Annotated in this window: 24 protein-coding genes; 6 read left to right on the forward strand and 18 right to left on the reverse strand. The window is 41.7% G+C overall.

Going from position 1 to position 24,136, the window contains the following annotated elements:
• On the forward strand, window positions 1-335 hold a 335-nt coding region (locus QJ48_RS37385; protein ID WP_054973030.1), incomplete at its 5' end, for a hypothetical protein.
• Window positions 336-636: 301 nt separating this feature from the next.
• Here the strand turns inward: QJ48_RS37385 and QJ48_RS07560 are convergent.
• The 9 genes from QJ48_RS07560 to QJ48_RS07600 all read right to left on the reverse strand — a co-directional run bounded on the left by QJ48_RS07560 (window position 637) and on the right by QJ48_RS07600 (window position 10,090).
• Window positions 637-1,872: a DUF4179 domain-containing protein gene (locus QJ48_RS07560; RefSeq protein WP_054973031.1), complete on the reverse strand. Its 1,236-nt coding sequence runs from the start codon at window positions 1,870-1,872 to the stop codon at window positions 637-639.
• Window positions 1,873-1,961: 89 nt separating this feature from the next.
• Window positions 1,962-3,635: a M56 family metallopeptidase gene (locus tag QJ48_RS07565; protein WP_054973032.1), complete on the reverse strand. Its 1,674-nt coding sequence runs from the start codon at window positions 3,633-3,635 to the stop codon at window positions 1,962-1,964.
• Between the two features lie 31 nt (window positions 3,636-3,666).
• Window positions 3,667-4,065, reverse strand: coding sequence for a BlaI/MecI/CopY family transcriptional regulator (locus QJ48_RS07570; protein ID WP_054973033.1), 399 nt, complete (start codon window positions 4,063-4,065; stop codon window positions 3,667-3,669).
• Between the two features lie 201 nt (window positions 4,066-4,266).
• Window positions 4,267-5,673 carry a serine hydrolase gene (locus QJ48_RS07575; RefSeq protein ID WP_054973034.1) on the reverse strand — a complete coding sequence of 469 codons (1,407 nt, stop codon included), beginning with the start codon at window positions 5,671-5,673 and terminating at the stop codon, window positions 4,267-4,269.
• Complete coding sequence (locus tag QJ48_RS07580) at window positions 5,670-6,248, reverse strand: TetR/AcrR family transcriptional regulator (protein ID WP_054973035.1); 579 nt, start codon at window positions 6,246-6,248, stop codon at window positions 5,670-5,672. The genes QJ48_RS07575 and QJ48_RS07580 overlap by 4 nt, the downstream gene beginning before the upstream one ends.
• Window positions 6,249-6,495: 247 nt before the next feature.
• Window positions 6,496-6,978, reverse strand: coding sequence for an AbrB/MazE/SpoVT family DNA-binding domain-containing protein (locus QJ48_RS07585; protein ID WP_063858038.1), 483 nt, complete (start codon window positions 6,976-6,978; stop codon window positions 6,496-6,498).
• Between the two features lie 26 nt (window positions 6,979-7,004).
• Window positions 7,005-7,220 carry a Spo0E family sporulation regulatory protein-aspartic acid phosphatase gene (locus tag QJ48_RS39355; protein ID WP_082420397.1) on the reverse strand — a complete coding sequence of 72 codons (216 nt, stop codon included), beginning with the start codon at window positions 7,218-7,220 and terminating at the stop codon, window positions 7,005-7,007.
• Between the two features lie 157 nt (window positions 7,221-7,377).
• Complete coding sequence (locus tag QJ48_RS07595; RefSeq protein WP_063858039.1) at window positions 7,378-8,679, reverse strand: helix-turn-helix domain-containing protein; 1,302 nt, start codon at window positions 8,677-8,679, stop codon at window positions 7,378-7,380.
• Between the two features lie 109 nt (window positions 8,680-8,788).
• Window positions 8,789-10,090, reverse strand: coding sequence for a helix-turn-helix domain-containing protein (locus tag QJ48_RS07600; protein WP_082420398.1), 1,302 nt, complete (start codon window positions 10,088-10,090; stop codon window positions 8,789-8,791).
• A 306-nt stretch (window positions 10,091-10,396) separates the two neighbouring features.
• Between QJ48_RS07600 and QJ48_RS07605 the strand changes: the two genes are divergently transcribed.
• Window positions 10,397-11,062, forward strand: a complete 666-nt coding sequence (locus QJ48_RS07605) for a hypothetical protein (RefSeq protein ID WP_054973038.1) — start codon at window positions 10,397-10,399, stop codon at window positions 11,060-11,062.
• A 463-nt stretch (window positions 11,063-11,525) separates the two neighbouring features.
• Entirely contained in the window at window positions 11,526-12,101 is a 576-nt protein-coding gene (locus QJ48_RS07615) for an SMI1/KNR4 family protein (protein WP_054973040.1), read from the forward strand.
• Between the two features lie 74 nt (window positions 12,102-12,175).
• On the opposite strand, the gene QJ48_RS39465 is transcribed toward QJ48_RS07615, so the two are convergent.
• Window positions 12,176-12,259, reverse strand: coding sequence for an IS3 family transposase (locus QJ48_RS39465; protein WP_369126840.1), 84 nt, complete (start codon window positions 12,257-12,259; stop codon window positions 12,176-12,178).
• 97 nt (window positions 12,260-12,356) lie between these two features.
• Between QJ48_RS39465 and QJ48_RS07620 the strand changes: the two genes are divergently transcribed.
• From QJ48_RS07620 to QJ48_RS07630, 3 genes are all read left to right on the forward strand, one after another.
• Complete coding sequence (locus tag QJ48_RS07620) at window positions 12,357-12,701, forward strand: hypothetical protein (protein WP_054973041.1); 345 nt, start codon at window positions 12,357-12,359, stop codon at window positions 12,699-12,701.
• 414 nt (window positions 12,702-13,115) lie between these two features.
• Window positions 13,116-13,370, forward strand: a complete 255-nt coding sequence (locus QJ48_RS07625; RefSeq protein WP_054973042.1) for a hypothetical protein — start codon at window positions 13,116-13,118, stop codon at window positions 13,368-13,370.
• Between the two features lie 152 nt (window positions 13,371-13,522).
• Complete coding sequence (locus QJ48_RS07630; RefSeq protein WP_054973043.1) at window positions 13,523-13,777, forward strand: hypothetical protein; 255 nt, start codon at window positions 13,523-13,525, stop codon at window positions 13,775-13,777.
• 138 nt (window positions 13,778-13,915) lie between these two features.
• Here QJ48_RS07630 and QJ48_RS07635 read toward each other — a convergent pair whose 3' ends face one another.
• From QJ48_RS07635 to QJ48_RS07670, 8 genes are all read right to left on the reverse strand, one after another.
• Window positions 13,916-14,668, reverse strand: a complete 753-nt coding sequence (locus QJ48_RS07635; RefSeq protein ID WP_054973044.1) for a DUF4097 family beta strand repeat-containing protein — start codon at window positions 14,666-14,668, stop codon at window positions 13,916-13,918.
• Between the two features lie 54 nt (window positions 14,669-14,722).
• Window positions 14,723-15,415 (reverse strand): ABC transporter permease, encoded by a 693-nt coding sequence (locus QJ48_RS07640; RefSeq protein WP_054973045.1) that lies wholly within the window; start codon window positions 15,413-15,415, stop codon window positions 14,723-14,725.
• Window positions 15,408-16,331 (reverse strand): ABC transporter ATP-binding protein, encoded by a 924-nt coding sequence (locus QJ48_RS07645; protein WP_054973046.1) that lies wholly within the window; start codon window positions 16,329-16,331, stop codon window positions 15,408-15,410. Before QJ48_RS07645 ends, QJ48_RS07640 begins: the two co-directional genes overlap by 8 nt.
• Window positions 16,332-16,486: 155 nt before the next feature.
• A complete protein-coding gene (locus QJ48_RS07650; protein ID WP_054973047.1) occupies window positions 16,487-17,422 on the reverse strand; it encodes a HAMP domain-containing histidine kinase in 936 nt (311 codons plus the stop codon).
• A gap of 1 nt (window position 17,423) precedes the next feature.
• Window positions 17,424-18,134 carry a response regulator transcription factor gene (locus QJ48_RS07655; RefSeq protein WP_054973051.1) on the reverse strand — a complete coding sequence of 237 codons (711 nt, stop codon included), beginning with the start codon at window positions 18,132-18,134 and terminating at the stop codon, window positions 17,424-17,426.
• A gap of 273 nt (window positions 18,135-18,407) precedes the next feature.
• Window positions 18,408-20,462 carry a serine hydrolase gene (locus QJ48_RS07660; RefSeq protein WP_054973048.1) on the reverse strand — a complete coding sequence of 685 codons (2,055 nt, stop codon included), beginning with the start codon at window positions 20,460-20,462 and terminating at the stop codon, window positions 18,408-18,410.
• Window positions 20,463-20,619: 157 nt separating this feature from the next.
• Complete coding sequence (locus QJ48_RS07665) at window positions 20,620-22,674, reverse strand: serine hydrolase (protein WP_054973049.1); 2,055 nt, start codon at window positions 22,672-22,674, stop codon at window positions 20,620-20,622.
• 139 nt (window positions 22,675-22,813) lie between these two features.
• The gene (locus QJ48_RS07670) at window positions 22,814-24,085 is read right to left on the reverse strand and encodes a sensor histidine kinase (protein WP_054973050.1); all 1,272 of its coding nucleotides are present in this window, start codon (window positions 24,083-24,085) and stop codon (window positions 22,814-22,816) included.
• Between the last annotated feature and the right edge of the window lie 51 nt (window positions 24,086-24,136).

A 24,136-nucleotide genomic window follows, 5' to 3' on the forward strand; every position in this document is an offset into this window, starting at 1 on the left:
CCAAAGCTAAAACCACTGTGCAGCCTTTTTCTTATATTCAGGTTCCTAGCAATATTCCAGCTTCGTTTATTGCTAATGAACAGCCGTATCAGCCAGCTTTAAGTCAAAGCATAGATTCCGCGGCCGTGATACCCTTATCTTTGGAAAAACAATTGGACAATATTGAAGTCACAGAGAGCAGGCTTCAAATTAACGTCTATAATAACCTTGTCCAACAGTTGGAGGAAGCTTCGGCCGTATTAGCGCAAATCGATGAACAGATTAAATTCATCGAATTAACGAATTTTATTGATGATGAATTTACTAAATTAAGTACGATTCGGAACATCAAGTGAGTAGCTAAGGCCGTTAGCCTTCGGTCCTTTAAAACATGCGGGCTTTCAATTCCATCAACATCTCATTTTTCTCCCACATTTCGAGGCCGCATTATCAGAAATGCCGTACTTTCTGGAAAGGTCGTCTCTTTATTTCCCACGTACTCCATACAGTTTGAATTTGAGTTCTATTTTCAGCTACGAAGATTTTTTACTGAAGGACCTAAGTCTATATAAAAGGGTACTGCCCGGACGGTACACTTAGACCTTGGGGCAGTACCTCTTACAGTTCAAAAATCAATCCTGAAGATTCCCGATTACATTAAGGCTTGACCGGAATCGTCATCGCCAGCTCCGGCACATATTTCGTTTCGTGTACCTCGGATGAAGTGAGTGTTACCTTAGCATTGGAAGGGAGCGCCGGGAATTTCGTTACAAACGTATAAGTTTTCGGATCAAGCAGTTTTGCCGGCGCAGACCATGCCTTGCCGTCCGCTACCAGCTCCAAGCTTACTCTGTATGGGTCGGGACCCTCCGTTTGGAAACGAACCTCGGTCTTATCCTTGCCATAGCGGATATCGGTAATTTTCACCAGACCCGACTTGTTTCTTTTCAGCACAATCGGCTTCTCGGCAGTCGGTTTGTGTTCCACAGCCGCTTCGAAAATCTCCGGCTTCGCTTCATGATACATTAACAGCTTTTCGTGGACAAATCCGATCTTCATCGACTTAGGAACCGTTTGAAAAGGGCTGAACAAGTAAACACATTCCCTTGAATATCCGTCGTCCGTGGGCTTCCAGTTGATGAAACTTGGGTACCCTTCATAGAGCGTTCCCGTTTCATCTTCCAGTTTCATAGACGGAAAGTAACGGCCATCGTCCATATATTTCGGATATTTGAGCTCAAACTTGATTGCAGTCCGGCTGGGAGTAATAGCGATCTCCTTGACCGTATACGACGTGTCGCCGGAAGACTTTGTCGTCATCGGCTTAAGCACCGTTGTTCCCTTCGTGACTTTCTTTACCGGAATGGAGAGCTCCCACTCGGCTTGCCAAGGCTGATCAGGGGAACGAACTTCTTGAAGCTTCACGTCGAACTGATCGGGAAACTGCCCCATATTGGTAAATTTCAGGAAATATGCGCTCGTTTGATCATCAATGTCGACAGATTCAAAACCAGACGTATGCATCTTGTCGCCATACGAAATAACCGGAATAAAGGAACGGTCTTCCTGTCCTTTAGCGACATGCCTCACATAGCCGATGGTTAATTGCGCCTCGTCAAACATGACCTCCTTCACGGTAATGGTAACGCCGTTTTTCGTAACGCTTTGATTGGTTTTGGTCACCAAGCCCTTATCGGCGGCTTGGTTCAGCCCCCAGTCGCTGGAAAGCTTGAATAAAGATTCTGTGGAGCCCGGTTGCTCGGCACCCTTCGCTGCCATGGCTGCGGGCGCAGCAGAGGGTGCCCCCATTGCGCCGAAGGCGAGCAAAACGGCCATAGGGATCGCAAGCAACCTGCGAATTTTTTTGTTCTTGTTCTTTATTGCGGAATTCATCTGCAACAATCCTTTCCTGATTCGATTTGATGACCCGAAAGCCATTGGCTTCCCCTCGGGATGTATGATGATGGTTCTTGCTCCATGTATCAGGCCTTTTCCGGATATTTCATCGAGGAGACGATCGTTATAATGTCTTGATCCGACAGGCTCCCTGTCACTTCAATCTGATATTGAACCCCGTTCTCCTCCCAAACGTAGTAGCGCCTTTCGCTTTGCCCGGAGTTTTTTACAGTCACCTTCATGGCCCATAATCCCTTCATCATCCTTAGAGACCCTTGTCCAATCGAAAATCCGCCTGCTTTGTTGTTTAAAACCGATTGTTCAATCGTCTCATAAGTGGCTTCTAGGCCGGCTCCACCTTCCACCGCTAAGAAATCGAAAGTGCCGGACACAGCCTCTTTGTTGCCTTCTACAAATCTTAACTGTGCTTCATTCCACTTACTTTCCTCGGCGCTCTTCCGGCTGAGTCTGGCCTCTTCCAAGCGGTATCCCTTCGGTAGCCCATCCGGGACCTTGAACGTAAAATCGGCTGCCTTAACCGCTTCCTCCAACGTATTGAAGGTTTGGCCCGAGGAAGGGACAAGCTTTCCGTCTTTGACAACTGCCGCGGAGTGTTCCGCATACTGCTTCGGAGCATCGGCGGTTCCCGGCTCGGCCGCATTGGTTAACGTCATGACGCTCATGACAGCAACGCATACGACGGCAATGGACGAAAGCTTATACGTTCCTTTCTTGAACGATTTAATCATCGTAATTCTCCTTATCATTTGATGCCGGTCGTCGGACCCATAGAAATACAGCAAGCTCGGCTGATTGCGGCTGGCGGAATAAAGCTTCAAAAATTCTATGATCGTCATCCCGTACGGTATGGCCTCGGCTTCTCCGAGAACCTCCAGCGCATAGGCGTCGCAAGCCAGTTCCCTGTCTGCTTTCATCTTCTTCATGCATATCCATATCACAGGATTGATCCAGTGAACCGCCAGAACAAAACTTCCGATCATATTCCAAGCGATATCTTTTCTTTTGTAATGAGCCAGTTCGTGTGATAAAAGATGATACAGCTGAGCGTCGCTGAGCCGACTTCCAAGCGCTTCGGGAACATAAATCCACGGATGGATCACCCCGGAAATATACGGGCTTTTCATCTCGTTTCCTGTAAGCAGCGGAATGGGCTTTCGAATGCCGAATTTTTTTCTGCAATCATTCATCACGGACAAGATCCGCGGATCTTTAACCGCCTGGAGCGTCTTACGTTTTCCGCCGATCCTCCACATATAAGCCAATAAGTAGCCAAGGATTGCAACTGTTCCTGCAAGCCATACAACCGATACGATTTTTAGGGCTAACGGATATCTGTCTGTAGAAGACGGTGCCGGTTTTTCGGCTTCTTGCGGCGCAACGGCTGCCGGAAGCAGATCGTTATTCTGAGACGGCGCGTAATTCTGGGTGGACAGAGGTGCTTTCTCCTGACTATTCTCGGGTGCTGCGATTGGCGGCGTGTCGGCTCCGGAAGGGAGGACTTCCGAAACTGCTTTCTCCATGCCGGAAGTCAAATGGAGCATATTAAACAAGCTTAAAGGGCTGTTGGGGAAATCAGGCAGAAGCAGCCGAATCAACACAATCAGCCAGAGCGCATGCCGCATACGGGCGCTCATATGGCGACGAAACAAGGCTTGAATCGCCATGACCAATAGCGCAACAGCGCTCGCCGCCAAGGTCGAGTAACAAAACCATAGAAAAATGCCGCATAAAATGTCCATAAGCTTACCTCTTAACTGGGGTGCAGCTTCACTACGCCTGCGTTCCTTTATCTTTTTCTCTTCTTTTTTCCGTCAGAATCTGATGAAGATGATCAATCTCCTGTTGCGATAAGTCGGTTTCTTCTAAAAAATTCGTTACCATGATACCGGCCGCCCCGTTAAATACCCTTTTGAGAAACGATTGGCTCTCGGCCCGAACGCATTCTTTCTCAGAGACTAACGGGAAATACAGATAGCTTCTTCCCGACTTTTCAAAACCGATCGCCTTTTTTTTCAAAAGCCTGTTAATAAAGGTTCGAACCGTCTGATCGCTCCACTCCATCTTGTCGGATAGTTGGAGAACGATTTGCTCAGCGGTCAAAGGGCTTTGACTCCAAATAACCTTCATAATTTCCCATTCCGATTCTGAAATTTTGGGAACATTGGACATGGCTTTACCTCCTCTCCAAATATTACATACGTAATATTACACTTGTAATTTTAATTTGTCAATATATACCTTCTTTTTTTAATTTCATAGTGTGCCTTTTTCAGAAAAATTATCATGGTTTAAGAACCAAAAGAGACCCCTGACGTCGTCAGAGGCCTCTTCCATTTAAAATGTCGGTTTTCCTCGGTGGATATTAAGGTGTTACCGTTTTCGTTTCACTGCAAGGAAGAGAAAGGTTGCCAGACCGTGCACGGCCAATACCCCAATGAGACATAGGACGAGAAATGCGACGTCCGGAAGGAAGAGGCCGACCGTTCTCCACGAGATACCCATACTATAGGTAAATAACGGAATAAGCGCGGCGGCAATGATCACAGAAAGCGCACCCGCACAGACCCACAATGGTTTATTTATCGCCGTTTTGCGCTGCAGGCGGATGATACCGAGGACGGATACCGCAGCAAACAAAATGACAACCCCGAGCGTCATCCACTGCGTGCTGGCGTTCATTTCCGCCAAATGGGGCTTCTCACCCTTCATAATGGACCGGATTCCCTCCATGATGCTTAAATACGCGACGGCTTCCAGTTCGTGGTATTTATTCATCAGAAGAACGGCGCCCAGCTCCTGCTCGGGAATAAAGAACAGTTCCGATTTATATTCCGGCGTTGCCCCTGTATGATAAGGATACCTCTCGCCCGATCTGGGGAAGTGCCAGCCCAGACCATAGCGTCTGTTAGATTCCGGCGGCGTTCGTAATTGCTTCAGACCTTGTTCCGATATCAATTCCCCGCCGTATAACATGAATTTGATGAATTTGGCCAGATCCCTTGAGCTTGAGGACATATAACCATAAGGCGCTCCCGATGGATCGTACAGCCCGTCGCCTTTCACCGGCTTGCCGAACCATGAACGATAACCGGGCACGAATCCTTTGCTAGCCGCGCTTTCGTAATCGGCTGTCGTGCGGTTCATGCCAAGAGGCGAAAAGACACGGGTATCCATAAATGCAGAGAACGGCTGGCCCGATACCGCTTCAACAATAGCCCCCAAGAGCAAATAGTTCGCCGAATTATACTCATAGGCCTCACCCGGAGTACGGCTCAACTTGACCCCACTTAGCTCCGCAGCGGCATGCGCAATCCCCTTTTCCCGATCGCGATCTTCCCTGTCCGTCACCTTCATGCCTTCATAAGCGCCGATCCCGCTCGTTTGCTCCAATAGATGGCGCACCGTTATCGATTTCCCGCTGTCCGTTTGATATGTGAACCAAGGAATGTACGTCTCAATCGGTTCATCCAGCTTGAGCTTGCCTTCCTCCGCCAACATCATCATGGCAAGAGCCGTCAGAGGCTTGCTGACCGAGCCGATCAGAAAAGTCGTGTCCTCCGTGACGGCCGATCCGTCGCTCATGGTCCCCCAACTCTTTTGATAGACGGTCTCCCCGCGATGCACGACCGCCAGCGAGGCCCCGGGAATATGATATTTCGCCAGCGCTTCGTTCATAAATGCGTCAATTTGTTGAGCCGTATCGCGGCCTTCGGCGGCTAGAGAAAGAGAAGGAGCCGCGAGCAGGAAGAGGAGTAGACTGATGACTATCCTTTTCATCTGCTCTCCCCTTCGGACTTGCTTACATAAAGCCCGAGAAGCTCAATCAACAATCGATACGACCGGTCAAGATCAAACTCGTCATCGACGATTTTCTGTAGCGCCAATCCGTCGAAGCAGGCCAATAGGATACTTGCAATCGCCGAGGCGTTAGCAGAATCGCCCACCAAGTGCTGCAGCGGCGCCGAAAGGCTCTCCCTCCCGCTCTTGAGAATCGACGCGACTTCCTGTTCCAGATGACCGCTCTCGCTTTTCATCCCGAGCGAATACAGCTCATACCGCCAGCGGTACCAGTCGGGATTGTCTTCCGCTCTGGATTTGATTTCGAGCAGCACGGCTTCGGGGGTTGCGGCATCATCCGGCTGCCCGTCGTATTGCTTTTGGTAACGCTGTTGGACCTCTTCCTGTACAGAAAGCAGCAGCTCCTCTTTATTTTTAAAGTAATAATGAACCAGCCCCGACGTCATCCCGGCCTCGCTTGCAATATCTTTGATCGAAGCGTTGAGGTACCCTTTTTTGACGAATACTTTATAAGCCGCATCGATCAATCGTTTTCTTTTTTCCTGTGTGCTCATCCGATCCCGCCCTTGTCTTGGTTGGTCAACCAACCAAATTATAAGGACGGTGCGGCGTAATGTCAATCCTTGGACGTCGAAAGCGGCGTGACGGACTTCCATTGCTTTATTGCGGACCTATTATTACCATATTGGCTTTTTAGAATCAGTCTGTTCTTTTTCGGGCGTTTCCACAACATGATTACATTTTTTTTGAGAAAATAAAAGGAACCCCGGATCGACATTCAGGACTCCTGTTATATGGTGTTTAGCACCCGACACCCGACGACCCATCTATAGGTTGGTTCCTAATCAATTGACTAACCCATGATTGTGAAACTCCTAAGATTTCGGCTAGTTTTCTCTGCGAAGCTTCTGGATTTTCCTTCATCGCTTTGTGCAGTCGATCCAATAGTTCTTTTCTTCTTTTGGTAATTACTTTCTTTTTTTTCTCGTTGACTCGTTCACGTTCTACCCGCGCTAAGAACACTTGAAGCGCCGGAAGGCTTTGAATACAGGGCATACAAATATAAAATTTTTTGAAGTAAATGGTTTGTTCCTTACCTGAGCAAAACAAACATTCATTGCAGTGATATCTATAAACCATAATCGCCTTTCTCTTATCATCGCAGAAATACTCTGTCTTCACGTTGGGATCAAGATTCAACATACGCCTAAGCTCCGTAGGAATTACGATTCTACCTAAATTGTCTACCACTCTAACAATTCCAGTTCTTCGATCCTCTTGCATAAACACACCTCAAACCATAACGATTTCTAGCTCACACACCGCATTTTTCGAATTTGAGCAATTAAAACGTATGTATCTAATTGTTGACTCAATCGAACTATCGATTCACTCGTTAAGCTTTCACCTTGTTGCACTGCCCTGTCCATTTTCTGTACGATGGCTTTCATTTCGTGATGTAATATTTCGTCGCTGCAATCTGCTACTAGACTATTCACCGCTCCTCCTCCTAAAACGTTTTTCATAATATAAGTCTAAATCATCTTTCTCATTTTCCATTTAATCCAAGAAACGAGAAACATTTTTACTCTTAAAAAGAAAAAACAGGCAAATATGCCTGTCCATTTGTTCAATCTATATTATTGAATCAGCAAATAGAAAAAGAGAAGCTTTCTTCACAAATCACTTTCCTCCCTCATTTAAGAATAAGGGATTTTTTTGTACCATGTTATTATATGCCTCGTTGAAACTATATACATAAAGTCCCTTATTAAGTATTATTGAGTTTTGGATAAATAGTAAAAATACATATATATCCTTTTCTTCAAAAGCGTTAATCCTTTTTAAATATTGTACACTAGTAACGAAGCTTTTTACTCCTTCATCTATTAGACCAATAGATACCTGATAATATCCTTTGTGTCGATAATACTTCCCTAGCGCTCTGTAAACATTAGGGCCATCAGGATACGTGTTCACTATTTCATTCTCTCTTTCTAACAGTTTCGAACATGCATCCAAATTATCTATCTTTAAATAAATCTCAAAAAGTTCGTCTACTATATTTAACCGAAACCGCGGGCTAAACACCCTAAGATTCTCTTCAAGTAAGGGGACTGCAATTTCGTATTCACCTTTTCTTGCTTTTGTTATTGCACGTGTATGCTTAGCAGCTTCGTAAACAAAGTCATACTCGTATTTTTCAAAAACGTCTAGTAACTCTTCAACTTTATCGTAATTTTTCAATCTCAAATGAGAATTTATCATGGACAGATGTGCTCTCGCCTTTAATTCTGATTCATTTTTTTCAAGCACCATCCCATTCTCACAAAACTCAATACAATCCCTGTATTTTTTCGTATTATGAGCGTGTAATCCCATTCTAAAATAATATATTATCTTTTCTTCGTTAGTTAAAAAATTGATATAATGTATAATTTCTAAGCCCTCTTGGAACGTTCGATCAAGACGTTTCAGGTCTGCCCTTTCAATCAAATATTTCTGCAATAAACCCCTCGCAATGAAGTTCGTAATGCCATGCTCTCTCGAATATTTCACAATGACGTTATACAGTTCTAATCTTAAGCTAGAATCACTAACCTCTTGCGTAAAGTAATAAAGTCGTTGCAAAGAGTCTTCCGTTTCGTTGCTAGGATTTTCAAGCAAACGCAACGCGACTTTAGAAGCTAATGATGGCTTCTCGCTTGACAATACATCTTGCAGAACTTCGTATAAAACTTCCGTTCGATTTTCTATTGTAATGTAGCATTCTATGAGTTCTTGATAAATTTCAGGGAAAGCACTCGTGATCGCTTTTACTGTTTTAAATTCAGGACGCTTGGTTGATCCTTTTTCGAGTTTATGAAGTACAGGTTTACCCACACCCGTTAACTCCTCAAGTTCTGCATATGTCAAGTTTTTCTCTTTTCTAAGTTGGAAGATGATATCGGAGATAGTTTTGATGTGATTTAAAATATCAGCCATATATATGATCTTCCTTTTATTATATCAATTTATATTGAACAACTTTAGGAAAAACTACCACTTAAAGATAAAAACAGAACAAAAGAAAAAGAAAAGCTTTCTTCATAAATCACTTTCCTCTCTCATTTAACAATAAGAGATTTTTTTGTACCATGCTTTTATATGCCTCGTTGAAATTATATCCATAAAGTCCCTGATTAAGTATTATTGAGTTTTGGATAAATAGTAAAAATACATATATATCCTTTTCTTCAAAGGCATTAATCCTTTTTAAATATTGGACACTAGTAACGAAGCTTTTTACTCCTTCATCTATTAAACCAATAGATACCTGATAATATCCTTTGTGTCGATAATACTTCCCTAGCGATCTGTAAATATTAGGGTCTTTAGGACCCGTGTTCATTATTTCATTCTCTTTTTCTAAAAGTTTCGAACATGCATCCAAATCATCTATCTTTAAATAAATCTCCAAAAGCTCGTCGAAGATATTTAATCGAAACTGCTGGCTGCATTCTTTAAGGTGATTTTCAAGTAGAGGGATTGCAGTATCATATTCCCCTTTTCTTGCTTTGGTTATTGATCTTGTAATTTTAGCCGCCTCGTAAACAAAATCATACTCGTATTTTTCAAAAATATCTAATAACTCTTCAACTTTATCATAGTTTTTCAAAGCTGAGTAAGAATGAATCAGAGATAAATGTACTCTCGCCTTTAATTCCGATTGCATTCTCTCTAACACAAATCCATTTTCAGCAAACTGTATACATTCCCTATATTTTTTTATAGCATAAGCATGTAAAGCCATCCTATAGTGATAGATTACGTTTTCATCGTTAGTTAAGAAATCAGTATAATGCACGATTTCTAGTCCTTGTTGGAATGATTGGTCAATACGTTTGAAATCTGCTCTTTCAATCAAATACTTCTGTAGCAAGCCTTTCGCAATATAGTTCATAACGCCATGCTTTCTCGAATATTTCACAATGACATTATACAGTTCTAATCTTAAGCTAGAATCACTAACCTCTTGCGTAAAGTAATAAAGTCGTTGCAAAGAGTCTTCCGTTTCGTTGCTCGGGTTTTCAAGAAAACGCAACGCGACTTTGGAAGCTAGCGATGGCTTCTCACTTGACAATACATCTTGCAGAACTTCATATAAAACTTCCGTTCGATTTTCTATTCCGATGTAGCATTCTATGAGTTCTTGATAAATTTCAGGGAAAGCACTCGTGATCGCCTTGACCGTTTTAAATTCAGGACGCTTGGTTGATCCTTTTTCGAGTTTTTGAAGTACAGGTTTACCCACGCCCGCTATCTTCTCAAGTTCTGCATATGTCAATTTTTTCTCTTTTCTAAGTTGGAAGATGATATCGGAGATAGTTTTATTGTGATTTAAAATATCCACCATATACACAACCTTCCTTTTTATTCTATTATTTTACATTTGTTAATTATAGCAAAGTCAGTTTCATCTGACAATGAACTGTTTTTCGATAATCGCCTAATTCTTACATGAAATACAGCGATTCGATAAAATTTTACAAAGTAGAAGCGGTTGTTTGGTAATCACTGTAATTACTTTGCTTATATCAAGTAATCAAGAGAATAAAAAATAAACACCAATTCCTATCCCATATTTTGTAACATTATGATATTTTTAGATTGTTCAATTTGATGCGCACAAATTGTTCAGAAAAAAAAGGGAGGAATATCCATGAAAAAGTTTTGGAAAGTATCTGCAAACGCCGTTCTCGCCGCTGCGCTCGTCAGCTCCGTCGCCTTGGTGACACCTGCACAAGCTGCTACTGTGTCGCAAGATTTCAGCCAAGTTCAGGTTGACAAAAACCTGAAAAACAACGTGTTGACGAACATTTCCGCCATGTCTGCATATATTACAACAGGGGAAGATGGCTTGCTTCACATTGACCAAAACGCTGTCAATGTCGTAGGAAAGGAAACTTTTGAGGTCTACGAGAGAGGCGTCGCTTCACTAAATAAAGCCATTTCTGTTGGAGATATCAAGGTCGCTAATGGAACGCTTGTGGTTGATAAATCCCAGCTAACGATTCCGAGCGGTTCTCAGATTTCGCCAGCGGCCTATGGTAGCTTTTATTGGTGGGGTTATGCACTGACTTTGACTCAACAAGAATCCGCTAACCTCGCATATAATCTAACGCAATCCGGTACCGTAATGGCAGCGGCTGCGGCAATTTCTGGTTTGATCCCTACTCCTCCGACAAAGCTTGTGCAAGCTATCGCTTATGCCGTGTCATTGGGTGTTGGTCTTCTTGCCAACAAAATCAATTTTGAAAATAAAGGAAATGGTGTTACACTGAATATACATTATGTTGGCTTCATCAATGTCACTTCAAACCCGTAATGACAAGGAGGTGAACGAGTGATACTCTCAGTAACAGCCGTGATGATATGCATGATACTGGGATATTCGATTTTGTCTCTTTTGGCTCTGAAATTTATACTGAAAAGATTTTCTGTGAATGTTCCTTTCATTGTATTTTCTTTTATCCTCATCGGGCTTGGGCTCTTTCAGCAAATTCAACAGGGAAGAGTGATCCCCAGCACAAATTTCATTTTGATTCTGATTGCTGGCTTTGCGCTGAGGATGATATTTGCGAAGAAGTCTAAAAAAGTAAACTAAAAAGTTTGCTTTCCCCCGTCAGCTATGCCGACGGGGGTTTTTACTATTGTGTCAGTTGCCTGGATGCCTTCCTCAGCTCATTCGCCAGCCAGTGAGTATAAATTATGGGTATGTTAATTGAGGTTTTAATTCCTTTGTATGCGGATAAACATTATCAATTTACGAATTGGTGGAATTACGACAAATGAACAAAATTATATATCTGACCTTGAGAAGCTTAAAGGCTCGTTTGGCGAAACAACCAATCCAATGGGTTCAACGAGGATATGGTTATCTTAAGCCCTGCACTTGTGCTTTATACAAAGCCGCTACGCCAGATCAAATCTATAGCTTTGTAAAAGAGACAGGCTTTTTCTTACCAACGAGTTACATCGATTTCTTAAAAATGCACGATGGCGCGATATTATTTCAAGACCAGTCAGAGTATGTTAATCCTCCTTGGTATATTTTTGGCTTGGAGGAAATTATGGAATACTCGGAACAAAATGAACTGCCTCCTAACCTGTATGCCATTGCGAAGTATGACCAAATCATTATTTTTATTGATTCGTCTCGGGTCAAGGAGGGCAGGGAAGACTATTTATTCGAAGGCGCAACTATCGGCCATGAATACGAAGCAATTGATCTTAATTTCGAATTATGGTTTGAAAGACTTATTGTTTCCCAAGGTGCTTTTTTTTGGTATTGGAATAACTATTCACTAAAAAACTATCAGCCGGAAGAGATTTCACTTGATGAGCTAAATGAAATGGAAGAGTAATAAAGTCTGAAAAGTTTGAAAAGCACCCCCGCCAGCGTGGTCAAGACCCCAAATAGCGGACATTGAAATAAGCCCTAGGCTGCAAGCTGACGTTGATACTCTGCCGGCGTCAGCTTGTTTAGCTTTCTTTGCGCTCTTTCTTCGTTGTAAAAATGAATGAATTAATTTTTAACGCGAAATGGACCAATCGCATTTGCGATTGGTCTGTTCATATGATATGGTTTATTTTGTAAATAAAGGGAGAGGGGAGACCATATGAGACACTGTAAAGTTGTTTTTATGGCCTGTGCATTAGCACTTGTTTGGGGATGCAGCCAACAGCAACCTATAACGGACTCCACTAAAAACGAGCAGAAGGAGCAACCACAACAAACATCCTCTATAAATCGTCAAAAAAATGAACAAAATGAAATTTGGAAATTGGCTGCACAGGGGAAGTTAAAGGGAGTTGATCTTTCAGTTAAGTCAACTAAGAGTGAAATCATTAAGAAATATGGGAAACCACTGGAGAATACGGATTTCAACTTAGGTATGATGGCTTTATATTTGAATTTCCAAATAACTTCGTCGTTAAAGATGGTCAAAACGAAAAACTGGTAACAATCTTAAAATTGGAGGAGCTTGAAGAGTCTAGTCAAGCAACTTCTATATATGTTAAACCTACGGTATTAGATTGGAAAGGAACCACCTCCAACGTTAAGAAAATTTTTGGAGAGCCTGACCAATTTGTCAATGATCAAGCATACGGTGGGTGGCATCTGATATATACTATCGAAAATTCAGGAAAGACTTATCATTTAACTTTTAGTGCTGATACAGAGAACGGTGAGATCAAAGAGATTAAATTGTCATAATGATAGATGGCGTAAGCCTGGAAGCACCAGCGAAGGCCCCCTGCCAACGTAGCTGATGGGGGTATTGATTATTATATATGCCTTGCTGCTGGTACTCACATGTCATGGCTTACTACCCAATTAACACCAATTAATTCCTTTCAAAAGGGAGGGTGACAAGGTGATACTCTCGGTCACAGCGATCATGCTATGCATGATGCTGGGGTATGCGATTTTGGGGCTTTTGGTTTTAAAATTCCTGCTCAAAAGGTTTTCGGTAAACGTCCCTTACATTGTTGCTTCTTTCATTCTCATGGGAATTTTGCTCTTTCAACAGGTTTATCAAGGAAAAATGATAATGAGCAGCATATTCATTATGGTTTTAATTGCTGCATTTGTATTGAGTATGATGAAGCAATCTAAAAAAGCGGGCTAAATAACTTGCTTTCCCCTTCGCTATGCCGACGGGGGTTTTTACTATTGCTCCAGTTGCCCCGAAGCCTTCTGCAGCTCGTTCATCAGCCATTTACTATGAAGTGACCCCAAACAATTAATGTAATATAATTACAATAAAAGGAGGGATGGAACATGTTTGGACCAACAGCGCTAATCATCGGATTTCTTTTATTGTCTGCATTGGTTATCGTACTTGGTGTAAAGCTTGTGCTAAGAAGTAGTCCAATGAAAGCTGACTTGGTATTGATAGGCATAACATTCCTTTTCATAATTGCGGCTGCAATTTCTTCTTTTTATGAGAAACTCAATACAGGAATTCCAATTTTCCTACTCTCAATTGCGTTAATTGTGATTGGAACAAGAATTTATAAACAAAAATCGAAGTAATGAATGAAAAAGAAAAAAGGAAGGCAGACTTTGGTCTGCTTTCCCCAGGCTGTTCTATTGTTCTAGTAGCGGTTCCGATAATTTGGACACCAAGTACAAAAATATATCCTGCATGGTAAGGTCGGGTGAGGCCTCTTTTCATTTTTTGAACAGAATTTCGCCCGTCTGTGTGGAAATGTTGAGCGTTGCACTCTCGGATTGAGCCTCACCCACATATCCATGAAGTTCATTGGAAACAACCGTTTTGGTATTTGTTGCTTTTTCAAGAGAAACCTGATTATCAATATTCCCTAGTTTTGCTGATAGACTTACATTTAGAGGTGCTAGTTGATTAGGTAGATCGAATTCGACTTTACCAAGGTTAGTAGATATGTTACTGCTTTTCTTGCCAATTACATCCTTTACGGTGATGTCGCCGGAGGTACTGGAGCTCACATTTAAGTGTTGGACCGACAATTCTGACTCAACGGATATGTTGCCAAGTCCGTTATCTATCTCAAGGGAGTTGAAGTCTTTATAAGGAAGACGGATTGTTAACGATGGCAATGGCCCCGTATTTATGCTTATCTTTTGTTTCTGTTTAAGCATAATCAGTAATGTTCCATCTTGGATCGACGTAGTCACGTTGGTATCTTTTGAATTGTCCTTGGATAGTTCCCATTCTGCTTGATTGATTTGTTTGTCGCCTATGACTGTAACTGTAGCAACGTCACTCTTGATTTTTAGGGAATGAATGTTATTTACATCAATTTGAGAATTATCCCCTTTTACTGAAGAGTTTTGCTGGGACGAACTTGGTGTACTAGTGACGGAGGATTCTTTCGTACATCCGGCGAGTACGATACTGGCAGCGGCCAGGAGAATCATAGCTAACTTCATGTTGCTATTCAAAATGTTTATCTTCCTTTCTTCTGCATGAGATGTGTTGAAATATACTCTCCCAAATTAACGAATATCGATTTGATCAATTTTGCGAATCGCCATGTATCCGACCGCTATGCCAATCGCGGCTAGCAGAATTGGAACGATAATAATGTCATTCAAGCTGAATCCGCCACCGTCCGAGCTGGTCAGCAACACCATGATGACGGAGGATACAATGGTCGTCGGAATAGAATATTTGCGCATCCCGAAGTAGAGCGGAATCAGCGCCGTGAAGCTTGCTGCCAGCGCATAGAAGCCTGATTTCGCAACGTGCTGCAACACGAGCGTCAGCGTCAGTTCATCCGATACGAAATGTGTGAATGAGTTGACGACAAAATACAACGTACTCAAAATAATCGTGGAAGCCACGATACATAGAAAGGTGAACGCGATCACGACCATAAGCTTAGCCGCAATGATTTTATGACGTTTGATCGGGTACATGAACAAGACGGTAATCGTCTTATGATTGAACTCATCGATGACGAATCGCCCCAGCAAGACGGCCGCGAAAATAGTAAATGTCCCTCTCACAAGTACACCTATCTTAGAAAGCACGCTGCTATAATCTTCAAATACGTTTATGCCGTGCATCTTCGGCGAATAGCTTACCAATATCATGAATCCGAAAATGATCAGAGTAGCGATCACAGCGCTGCGAATATACCCCATAATCTTAAATTTTCTTAGCTCCAGCTTCATCAAATTAAGCATGTACTCCACCTCCATTCAACACTTGCAAAAAGTAATCCTCTAACGAGCCGCTTCGTTTATGAATCGAATCAATAACCACTTCGTTCATGATCAAGATTTTAGTAATTTCGCTTTGCGCCATATGCTGGTCATAGATTCGTATGAATTGATTGTCGATGACTCGGATATTGTTCAATTGAAGTTTATCCGTTAAGACATAAGCAGCTCGGCTGCAATCCGTCGTCATGATCTCGATGTAATTCGTCGTCTCGTGGCGAATTTCGTCCATCGCAATCTCTTGCAGTAACCGACCGCCTTGAATGACGCCAATTGTATCCGCAATTTGCTCGATCTCGCCTAGAATGTGACTGGAGATCAATAGCGTCGTGCCATATTCCTTGCACAACATGCGGAATACGTCTCTTAACTCTTTGATCCCTAGCGGATCGAGTCCATTGATCGGTTCGTCGAAAATAAGCAACTCCGGTTTGGTGGTAATAGCGCGGGCGATCCCCAGGCGTTGTTTCATGCCGAGCGAGAAGGTCTTTACTTTCTTCTTGCCCGTATCGACCAGATTCACAAGTTCCAGCGCTTCATCAATCGCCTTCTTGTTGTAGTACCCCATATAATCGCAATGCAGTTCCAGATTCTCGCGGGCTGTCAGCTTATCATAGAACACCGGGTATTCAATAATTGTTCCCATGCGTCCCAGAAGATGATAGGAATTCGGCATTAGCTTCTCTCCAAATATCTCGATCTCCCCACTCGTCGGCTTGACGAGATTCGTAATCATCTTCATCACTGTCGTTTTTCCTGCGCCGTTGGGACCCAAGAATCCGTAGATTTCGCCTTTCTTCATATTCATATTGACATTCGAGACGACTTCCTGCCCTTGAAAGTCCTTTGTCAATCGATTCGTTCGTACGATATGCTCCATACTCTTTTCTCCTCTCGCTCTCTCATAACTATATCTTACAGAACGTAATCTTCTTTTTTCTTACTTCACTCTTACGAATTTCTTAAGCTGACTCTATGTGCGATGATGCTCATGAAAAAACTCATGAAATGAGTTAACCCTCCTCAGTTCATGAGCTAGTATTGTACTTTTTTCAATTGAACGGTAAACACTGTTAACTCATAAGGCTTGCTGCGGAGGTGGATGGACCCGCCCATACTCTCCACCAACCGCTTCGTAATGGTAAGACCCAATCCGCTGCCTTGATAGAACTTATTCCGCGAATCTTCCAGCGTATACATCCGTTCAAACACATGATCGATATGCATCGCATCAATGCCCTTTCCCCGGTCCCATATATCCACATAGACAGAAGATTCATCTTCCCGGAGCGTCAAACCGAGCTGCTTGCCGTGATTGCCATATTGAATGCTGTTCGAGATCAGATTGTTCAGCACGCGGTGCAGCGCCTCATCATTACCGAAGCCATAAATCGGATGATCCGGGATCTCGATATGGACGAGGTAACCTTGCTCCGCAAGAATGTCGTAATAAGCCAGAATCGTCGTGCCGCAACGTTCATTCATGAGAATTCGGGTCATCGGCATAACTTGATCCCCGGACTCCAGCTTAGCCAAATCGAAGAAATCATGAATGAGCACCAACGTCTCTTGGGTTTTGACATACACTTTGCCCAGCAGACGTTCGCGCTCCTCTGCATGCATCGCCGGATCGAGATGGAGCATCTCAATATAACCCAGTACGACGGTCAAGGGGGTCCTCAGATCGTGCGAAATATTCGATACCATCTTTTTCATCGACATTTCCATTTTGGCATAGTTAGAGTACATCTGATGCTGCGCCTCCAAGAGCCGGTTGATCTCCATCAGCAGCGCTTTGAACTCCCGGTCGTTCGTCATGAGCAATAACTTCTCATGGGTAGCGAGGGATGATATGCGTTCGATCTCTGATCGCAACCGGCGCAATTGCTTGCGATGGCCCACGCGATTAACAGCCTGATACATGACTAAACAGATAAGAATCGCGATTATCATCAATAGAATGAGCGTCATCTTAGCGACCTTCCCACTTGTAGCCAATACCCCATAGCGTCTTAATATACCGCGGCTCTGACGGGTTATCTTCTATCTTGTCCCGCAGCCTGCTCATATGAACATTAATGACGTTCTCGTCGCCGTAATACTCATCGTTCCATACCTTCGCGTAAATTTGGGCTTTCGTAAAGACGCGATTGGGATGCGCTGCGAATAGTCGCAGAATCTCGAACTCTTTGGATGTCAATTTTATCGGCTCCTCGTGCTTGAAGACGGCGAAATTATCGAAATCGATCCGTAAATCGCCCATGCTCAGGATGTTATGCTTCGGCGCAACCTTCGTCTCAACGCTCGCGTATTGCGTCGCCCGCCGGATGATCGCCTTCAGTCTCGCAGACAATTCGATCATCGAGAAAGGTTTCTCAATGTAGTCGTCTGCACCGAACCCGAGGCCTAACGCCTTGTCGATGTCGCTGTCCTTCGCGGACATAATCAAGATCGGCACATGGCTGTAAGCCCGAATGCGGCGGATGACTTCCATTCCATCTATCTTGGGCATCATAAGATCGACGAGTAACAGATCAAATTGCCCCTGCGCCTGCTCGAATTTCCGAAGTCCCTCGTCGCCATCCCCGGCAACGGTCACCGCATATCCTTCTTTCGTTAAATAAGTCTCAACCATTTCTACAATAGCTTGATCATCTTCCATAATGAATATCGAATGATTTATAACGAACAATCCTCTCTACGCTTGCTATGACTTTTCATTTCATTAGTATAACAAAAAAGTACCGTAAGCTCATTATAATCCGATCATCCCAAATCGAGATATGACCGTTCGGCTTTCAGTACTTACTGAATTCATCATACATGGAAGAGGGCTGCTGTATTAAAAAACGCCCTGAAACGAAAAAAACAATCCCTAAACAATATATTGTCTAAGGATTGTTTGTTTAAAATGGTAGGAGAACCATACTAAACCATAAAATTCAGGGCTCCAAATCTATTTATTCTTCAATTCAATTTTAAATACATCACCCGCTTTTCCGCCAAAAACGATCATCCCACTTTCAGGTAGTACTACCGAATGATTGTTAGTTACCTTGGAGAAGTTCACAGACATTCCATTCTTGTCGTAAACGGCAAATCCCCCACTTACCGGAGTCTTAACGTTCATGACTCGATTGGCTGATTTTTCATCAATTTTATACCATATAGCCTGACCATTGGATGGTATGATGCAGAATGAATCATTCCCTTCATAAATGGGTTGAATAGCATCTTCATCGATATAAGAGAATCCATCAATCTTTAAATACTCCGTATGTCCTTCTTTATAAAAGTTGAGATCAAATACATTAGCTCCGGCTATAATCGGAATTTGGACAGCATTTACTGCTTGATTCTCATTAACAATTTTAGTCCCATTTGCGTATCCATGATCCATATCAACGGATATTTTCTTTGATATCATTGGCGTGGCCAGATAATATGCAGAAGTTATCTTTTCATCCACCGCATAATAACTTTTTCCGTTTCTATTTTCCCATACCTTTTTAGTTGTATGGTCGAGTGGATTGGAATCCAGCTTTTGATACAGATAGATTACCATCATGAACTGACCTAATCCTGGGTAATTCGTATAGGCGTTAAGCTTCACATATGTTTTTCCATTTGTTTGTTTGTCAAAGCTTACTGTTGCACTGCCATCTTTGCTTTTGAATTGTCCATCGCCCGTATATACATATTTTTGTGATGGTATTACCCCCCCTAATTGTTCAGGTAAATCAATCTCTCCGTTCTTAATCTCTATATTTATGGTTGAATCCCTTGTACCATATAATCCAGCATAAGAAAGCAATTCAGACGGCATGTTCACCTTCAGGGAAGGTTTAAATGTTTTCTCGGGTAGAATTTCCTTAATATGCCCCTGGTCTTTTAAGTATTCTAATAAAACACTAGATGCAAATGTAAGATTGAATAGTGAAGCCCCTCCTGAAGAGAGCACAGCTATAGAAATATTATATTTTGGAATTGTAACCAAAGAACCGTGATATCTTTCGGTGTCCCCACCTTTGAATAATGCCGTTATTCCGTAATCATCAAACGGTGGCAAGCTAACCGTGTCCCAACCAAGACCATAGTTAAAAGTGTTCGTCTTTTCAGAAACCCATACTCCTTTTTTATATTCAGGACTTTGCATAGCTTCGGCTGATTGTTTAGATAGAACATCCGTTCGATTACCCATTAATATTTCTGCAAACTTAGTTACGTCTTCTGCAGTTGAGTAGAGCCCGCCTGCTCCAATGGCGTTGACATTCTCAATGGGTAAAGCCTGATCCATCGTAGGGAAGTAAGTTTTGGCTAACCTTTCTCTATCAAATTGATCATGTGGTGTTTTAGTTGAGCTTAAATTCAGAGGCGTGCTCACATATTTCGCAAGGAATTCGGTATAGCTTATACCGCTCACTCGTTCAATCATGATTTCAAGCAAATCAAACCCATCGTTACAATAAACGGAAAATTCACCGGGATTCGACTTCAAATGTTCCGATTGTAACTTGATCAATAATTCATCGTGGAGTTTTGTATCATTGTCATCTAATAAAGTACTATTCGGAAAGTGAGAACCGTAAAGCCCTGACGCATGATTCATTAACATACGAGGTGTAATTTTTTTATATCTTTCATCTGCCATTTTGAAGTCTTTGATATACGTTGTAAGTGGTTTATCAATATCAATTTTATTAGCATCAGCTAGTATCATCGTTGCAGCAGATACATGCATTTTACTTATCGAACCTATACCAAACATAGTGTCTTTGGTGATCGGAGCTTTGGAAGCTTTATCTTTTACACCGGCGTTATCTGATAAAACAATGGATCCCTTATCCATAATGGCATACTGCACACCACTTGCACCAGAGACGGAAAGGAGCTTCGAAGCCAGCACCTGTGCCCTTTCTTTTACAGTAACTAGATTCGTTTCAGCAAAAGCAGAGGTGACCGGTATGGTAATAAGCATAGCGGTCATTACTGCAGAAACCATTCTCTTCATTATTAATGCCTCCTCGTAATTTTTTTCTAGATTGTACTTACTGAATTTATCATACATGGAAGAAGGTTGCTGTATTAAAAACCGCCCTGAAACGAAAAAAACAATCCCTAAACAACATATTGTCCAAGGATTGTTTGTTTAAAATGTACGGAGAAATCTATTTATTCTTCAATTCAATTTTAAATACATCACCCGCTTTTCCGCCAAAAACGATCATCCCACCTTCAGGCAGTACTACCGAATGATTGTTAGTTGCCTTGGAGAAGTTCACAGACATTCCATTCTTGTCGTAAACGGCAAATCCCCCACTTGCCGAAGTCTTAACGTTCATGACTCGATTGGCTGATTTTTCATCAATTTTATACCATATAGCCTGACCATTGGATGGTATGCTGAAGGATGAATCCTTCCCTTCATTAATGGGTTGAATAGCATCTTCATTGATATAGGAGAATCCATCAATCTTTAAATACTCCGTATGTCCTTCTTTATAAAAGTTGAGATCAAATACATCTCTTCCCGCCACAATTGGAATTTGGACAACATTTACTGCTTGATTCTCATTAACAATTTTAGTTCCATTTGCGTATCCATGATCCATATCAACGGATATTTTCTTAGATATCAGTGACGCGGCCAGATAAGAGACAGAAGTTATCTTTTCATTCACCGCATAATAACTTTTTCCGTTTCTATTTTCCCATACCTTTTTAGTTGTTTGTTGGAGTGGATTGGAATCCAGCTTTTGATAGGCATAGAACACCATCATGGACTGACCTAATCCTGGGTAATTCGCATAGGCGTTAAGCTTCACATATGTTTTTCCATTTGTTTGTTTGTCAAAGCTTACTGTTGCACTGCCATCTTTGCTTTTGAATTGTCCATCGCCCGTATACACATAGGTTTGTGCGGGTATCAACCCTCCGTATTGTGCAGGTAAATCAATCTCTCCGTCCTTAATCTCTATATTTATGGTTGAATCCCTTGTAACATATAATCCAGCATAAGAAAGCAATTCAGACGGCATGTTCACCTTCAAGGCAGGTTTAAATGTTTTCTCGGGTAGAATTTCCTTAATATGCCCCTTGTCTTTTAAGTATTCTAATAAAACTTTAGTTGCAAATGCAAGATTGAATACTGAAGACCCTCCTGAAGAAAGCACAGCCATAGAAATATTATGTTCTGGTATTGTAATCAAGGAACCGTGATAAGTAGTGACGTCTCCACCTTTGGATAATGCCTTTATTCCGTAATCATCAAACTCTGGCAAGCTGACCGTGTCCCAACCAAGACCATAGTTAAAGGCGTTCGTTTTTTCAGAAACCCATATTCCTCTTTTATATTCAGGACTTTGCATGGCTTTGGCTGATTGTTTAGATAGAACGTCCGTGCGATTACCCATTAACATATCTGCAAACTTAGTTACGTCTTCTGCAGTTGAGTAGAGCCCGCCTGACCCAAGGGTGTTAACATTCTCAATGGGTAAAGCCTGATCCATCGTAGGGAAGTAAGTTTTGGCTAACCTTTCTCTATCAAATTTATCAAGTGGTGTTTTAGTTGAGCTTAAATTCAGAGGCTTGCTCACATATTTCGCAAGGAATTCTTTATAGCTCATACCGCTCACTCGTTCAATCATGATTTCAAGCAAATCAAACCCATCGTTACAATAAACGGAAAACTCACCTGGATTTGCTTTTAAATGTTCCGATTGTAACTTCTTCAATAATTCATCGTGGACTATTGTATCATTGTCATCTAATAAAGAACTATTCGGAAGGTGAGTACCGTAAAGCCCTGACGAATGATTCATTAACATACGAGGTGTAATTTTTTTATATCTTTTATCTGCCATTTTGAAGTCTTCGATATACGTTGTAAGTGGCTCATCAATATCAATTTCATAAGCATCAGCTAGCATCATCGTTGCAGCAGATACATGCATTTTACTTATCGAACCTATACCAAACATAGTGTCTTTGGTGATCGGAGCTTTGGAAGCTTTATCTTTTACACCGGCGTTATCTGATAAAACAATGGATCCCTTATCCATAATGGCATACTGCACACCACTTGCACCAGAGACGGAAAGGAGCTTCGAAGCCAGCACCTGTGCCCTTTCTTTTACAGTAGTCGGGCTCGTTTGAGCAAAAGCAGAGGTGACCGGTATGGCAATAAGCATAGCGGTCATTACTACAGAAACCATTTTCTTCATTATTCATTCCTCCTCGTAATTTCTTTCTAGATTGTATGTACCCCAATTCATCATACATGGAAGAAGGCTGCTGTATTTAAATAAGCCCTGAAACGAAAAAAACAATCCCTGAACAACATATTGTCCAAGGATTGTTCGTTTAAAATGGCAGGAGGACCATATTATTAAATACTTTATTTTCCGTTTCAATGGTCATATGACCACCGTACTTGTCGCAGATTCTAGCTATATTGGTTAATCCAATACCATGAAATTCCGGGTTTGGTTTGTGGCTGTATAAGTGGGCAACTTCATTCTCCATATGATTCAAGATGTGAATGAGAAGGGTAGACTCGGTAGAATGTATTTTGATAAGAATGTACCTATCTTCTGCGATTTTCAACTTTTTAGAAGCTTCTATTGCGTTATCTAGCATGTTTCCAATCACAACACATAAGTCATAACGGTCAATATGGACTTCTTGTGAACATAAGTTAAGCTTCGTATCTATTCTTATGCCATTGGCTTGTCCAATATTTAGCGTATTTGTGACAAGAGCATCTATAACCAGATTCCCCGTATTCACCCGGTGGTAGGCTCCCTCGACTTTATTTAATGTAGTCTTAATATGTTCCATGGCTGCTGCAAGCTCATTTCGCTTAATACACTCTTCAATATACAAAAACTGTTGATTCGTATCGTGAATGATTCTTTTAATGGATTTGAAGCTGTGAACGACTTTTTCATAATTCGCATCCTGATAGTCCATCTGATGTTGCAACTGAGTATTCTCATGCATGAATTGAAATTTATCAACGATATTATCAAAAATATAGACAATCATCACGTTTAAAAAAATTAATCCAATAACGGAAATCAAAGAATAAACATCCTTATGAGTTAGAATACTCAGCTGGTATATACTTACGATAGGAACAACCAAGAATAATACGTAGTAACGATTATCCAAAGATGAACTTCTGCGTTTTGCAACTAGTCGTATGATCTGAATGATCGCAAACATGATCACACAACTGAGTAAAATAGCTTTCGTGTTGTCTATTTGATCTTGTTCATTTACAGGATCAAAGTTAATGTCAACTGAATCTAGGGTATAAAAAAGATAACAGGATATAAAAATAGCAAAAGTCATTAAAACAGCGTAAAGTATTGAAAAAGTGAACTTGGTTTTAAATTCTACTTTATAAGATTGCGCAAAACTAAATATCATAAGCAAGGGTAGAATCGAAGATGAAATAGGAGAGACGGGAATAACTAGAAATAGGTAACCGAGCAACATCATGATAATGAAGTAAATGAATCGGTATTTTTTTTTGGTTGATTTACCAAAAACCGAGTTGAAGAAAAAATTAAGTTGAACGCCCATCACAAGTACAATGATAGTGACAACAAGTAAATTATTTTGAATCATATTAATCGATCTTCCTAATCATATATTTGGTATAAACATCTTTAACCTCTT

The sequence above is a fragment of the Paenibacillus sp. A3 genome, from assembly GCF_001399685.1.
Lineage (GTDB): Bacteria > Bacillota > Bacilli > Paenibacillales > NBRC-103111 > Paenibacillus_G.

Bases quoted from the DNA above. Each gene is read 5' to 3' on its own strand.
- QJ48_RS07620 (WP_054973041.1), top strand. From the start codon at position 12,357: ATGAGACACTGTAAAGTTGTTTTTATGGCCTGTGCATTAGCACTTGTT.
- QJ48_RS07645 (WP_054973046.1), bottom strand. From the start codon at position 16,331: ATGGAGCATATCGTACGAACGAATCGATTGACAAAGGACTTTCAAGGG.
- QJ48_RS07570 (WP_054973033.1), bottom strand. From the start codon at position 4,065: ATGTCCAATGTTCCCAAAATTTCAGAATCGGAATGGGAAATTATGAAG.
- QJ48_RS39355 (WP_082420397.1), bottom strand. From the start codon at position 7,220: ATGAAAAACGTTTTAGGAGGAGGAGCGGTGAATAGTCTAGTAGCAGAT.
- QJ48_RS07600 (WP_082420398.1), bottom strand. From the start codon at position 10,090: ATGGTGGATATTTTAAATCACAATAAAACTATCTCCGATATCATCTTC.
- QJ48_RS07670 (WP_054973050.1), bottom strand. From the start codon at position 24,085: ATGATTCAAAATAATTTACTTGTTGTCACTATCATTGTACTTGTGATG.
- QJ48_RS07595 (WP_063858039.1), bottom strand. From the start codon at position 8,679: ATGGCTGATATTTTAAATCACATCAAAACTATCTCCGATATCATCTTC.
- QJ48_RS07585 (WP_063858038.1), bottom strand. From the start codon at position 6,978: ATGCAAGAGGATCGAAGAACTGGAATTGTTAGAGTGGTAGACAATTTA.
- QJ48_RS07575 (WP_054973034.1), bottom strand. From the start codon at position 5,673: ATGAAAAGGATAGTCATCAGTCTACTCCTCTTCCTGCTCGCGGCTCCT.
- QJ48_RS07640 (WP_054973045.1), bottom strand. From the start codon at position 15,415: ATGCTTAATTTGATGAAGCTGGAGCTAAGAAAATTTAAGATTATGGGG.
- QJ48_RS07560 (WP_054973031.1), bottom strand. From the start codon at position 1,872: ATGAATTCCGCAATAAAGAACAAGAACAAAAAAATTCGCAGGTTGCTT.
- QJ48_RS07615 (WP_054973040.1), top strand. From the start codon at position 11,526: ATGAACAAAATTATATATCTGACCTTGAGAAGCTTAAAGGCTCGTTTG.
- QJ48_RS07665 (WP_054973049.1), bottom strand. From the start codon at position 22,674: ATGAAGAAAATGGTTTCTGTAGTAATGACCGCTATGCTTATTGCCATA.
- QJ48_RS07565 (WP_054973032.1), bottom strand. From the start codon at position 3,635: ATGGACATTTTATGCGGCATTTTTCTATGGTTTTGTTACTCGACCTTG.
- QJ48_RS07580 (WP_054973035.1), bottom strand. From the start codon at position 6,248: ATGAGCACACAGGAAAAAAGAAAACGATTGATCGATGCGGCTTATAAA.
- QJ48_RS07650 (WP_054973047.1), bottom strand. From the start codon at position 17,422: ATGACGCTCATTCTATTGATGATAATCGCGATTCTTATCTGTTTAGTC.
- QJ48_RS07605 (WP_054973038.1), top strand. From the start codon at position 10,397: ATGAAAAAGTTTTGGAAAGTATCTGCAAACGCCGTTCTCGCCGCTGCG.
- QJ48_RS07630 (WP_054973043.1), top strand. From the start codon at position 13,523: ATGTTTGGACCAACAGCGCTAATCATCGGATTTCTTTTATTGTCTGCA.
- QJ48_RS07660 (WP_054973048.1), bottom strand. From the start codon at position 20,462: ATGAAGAGAATGGTTTCTGCAGTAATGACCGCTATGCTTATTACCATA.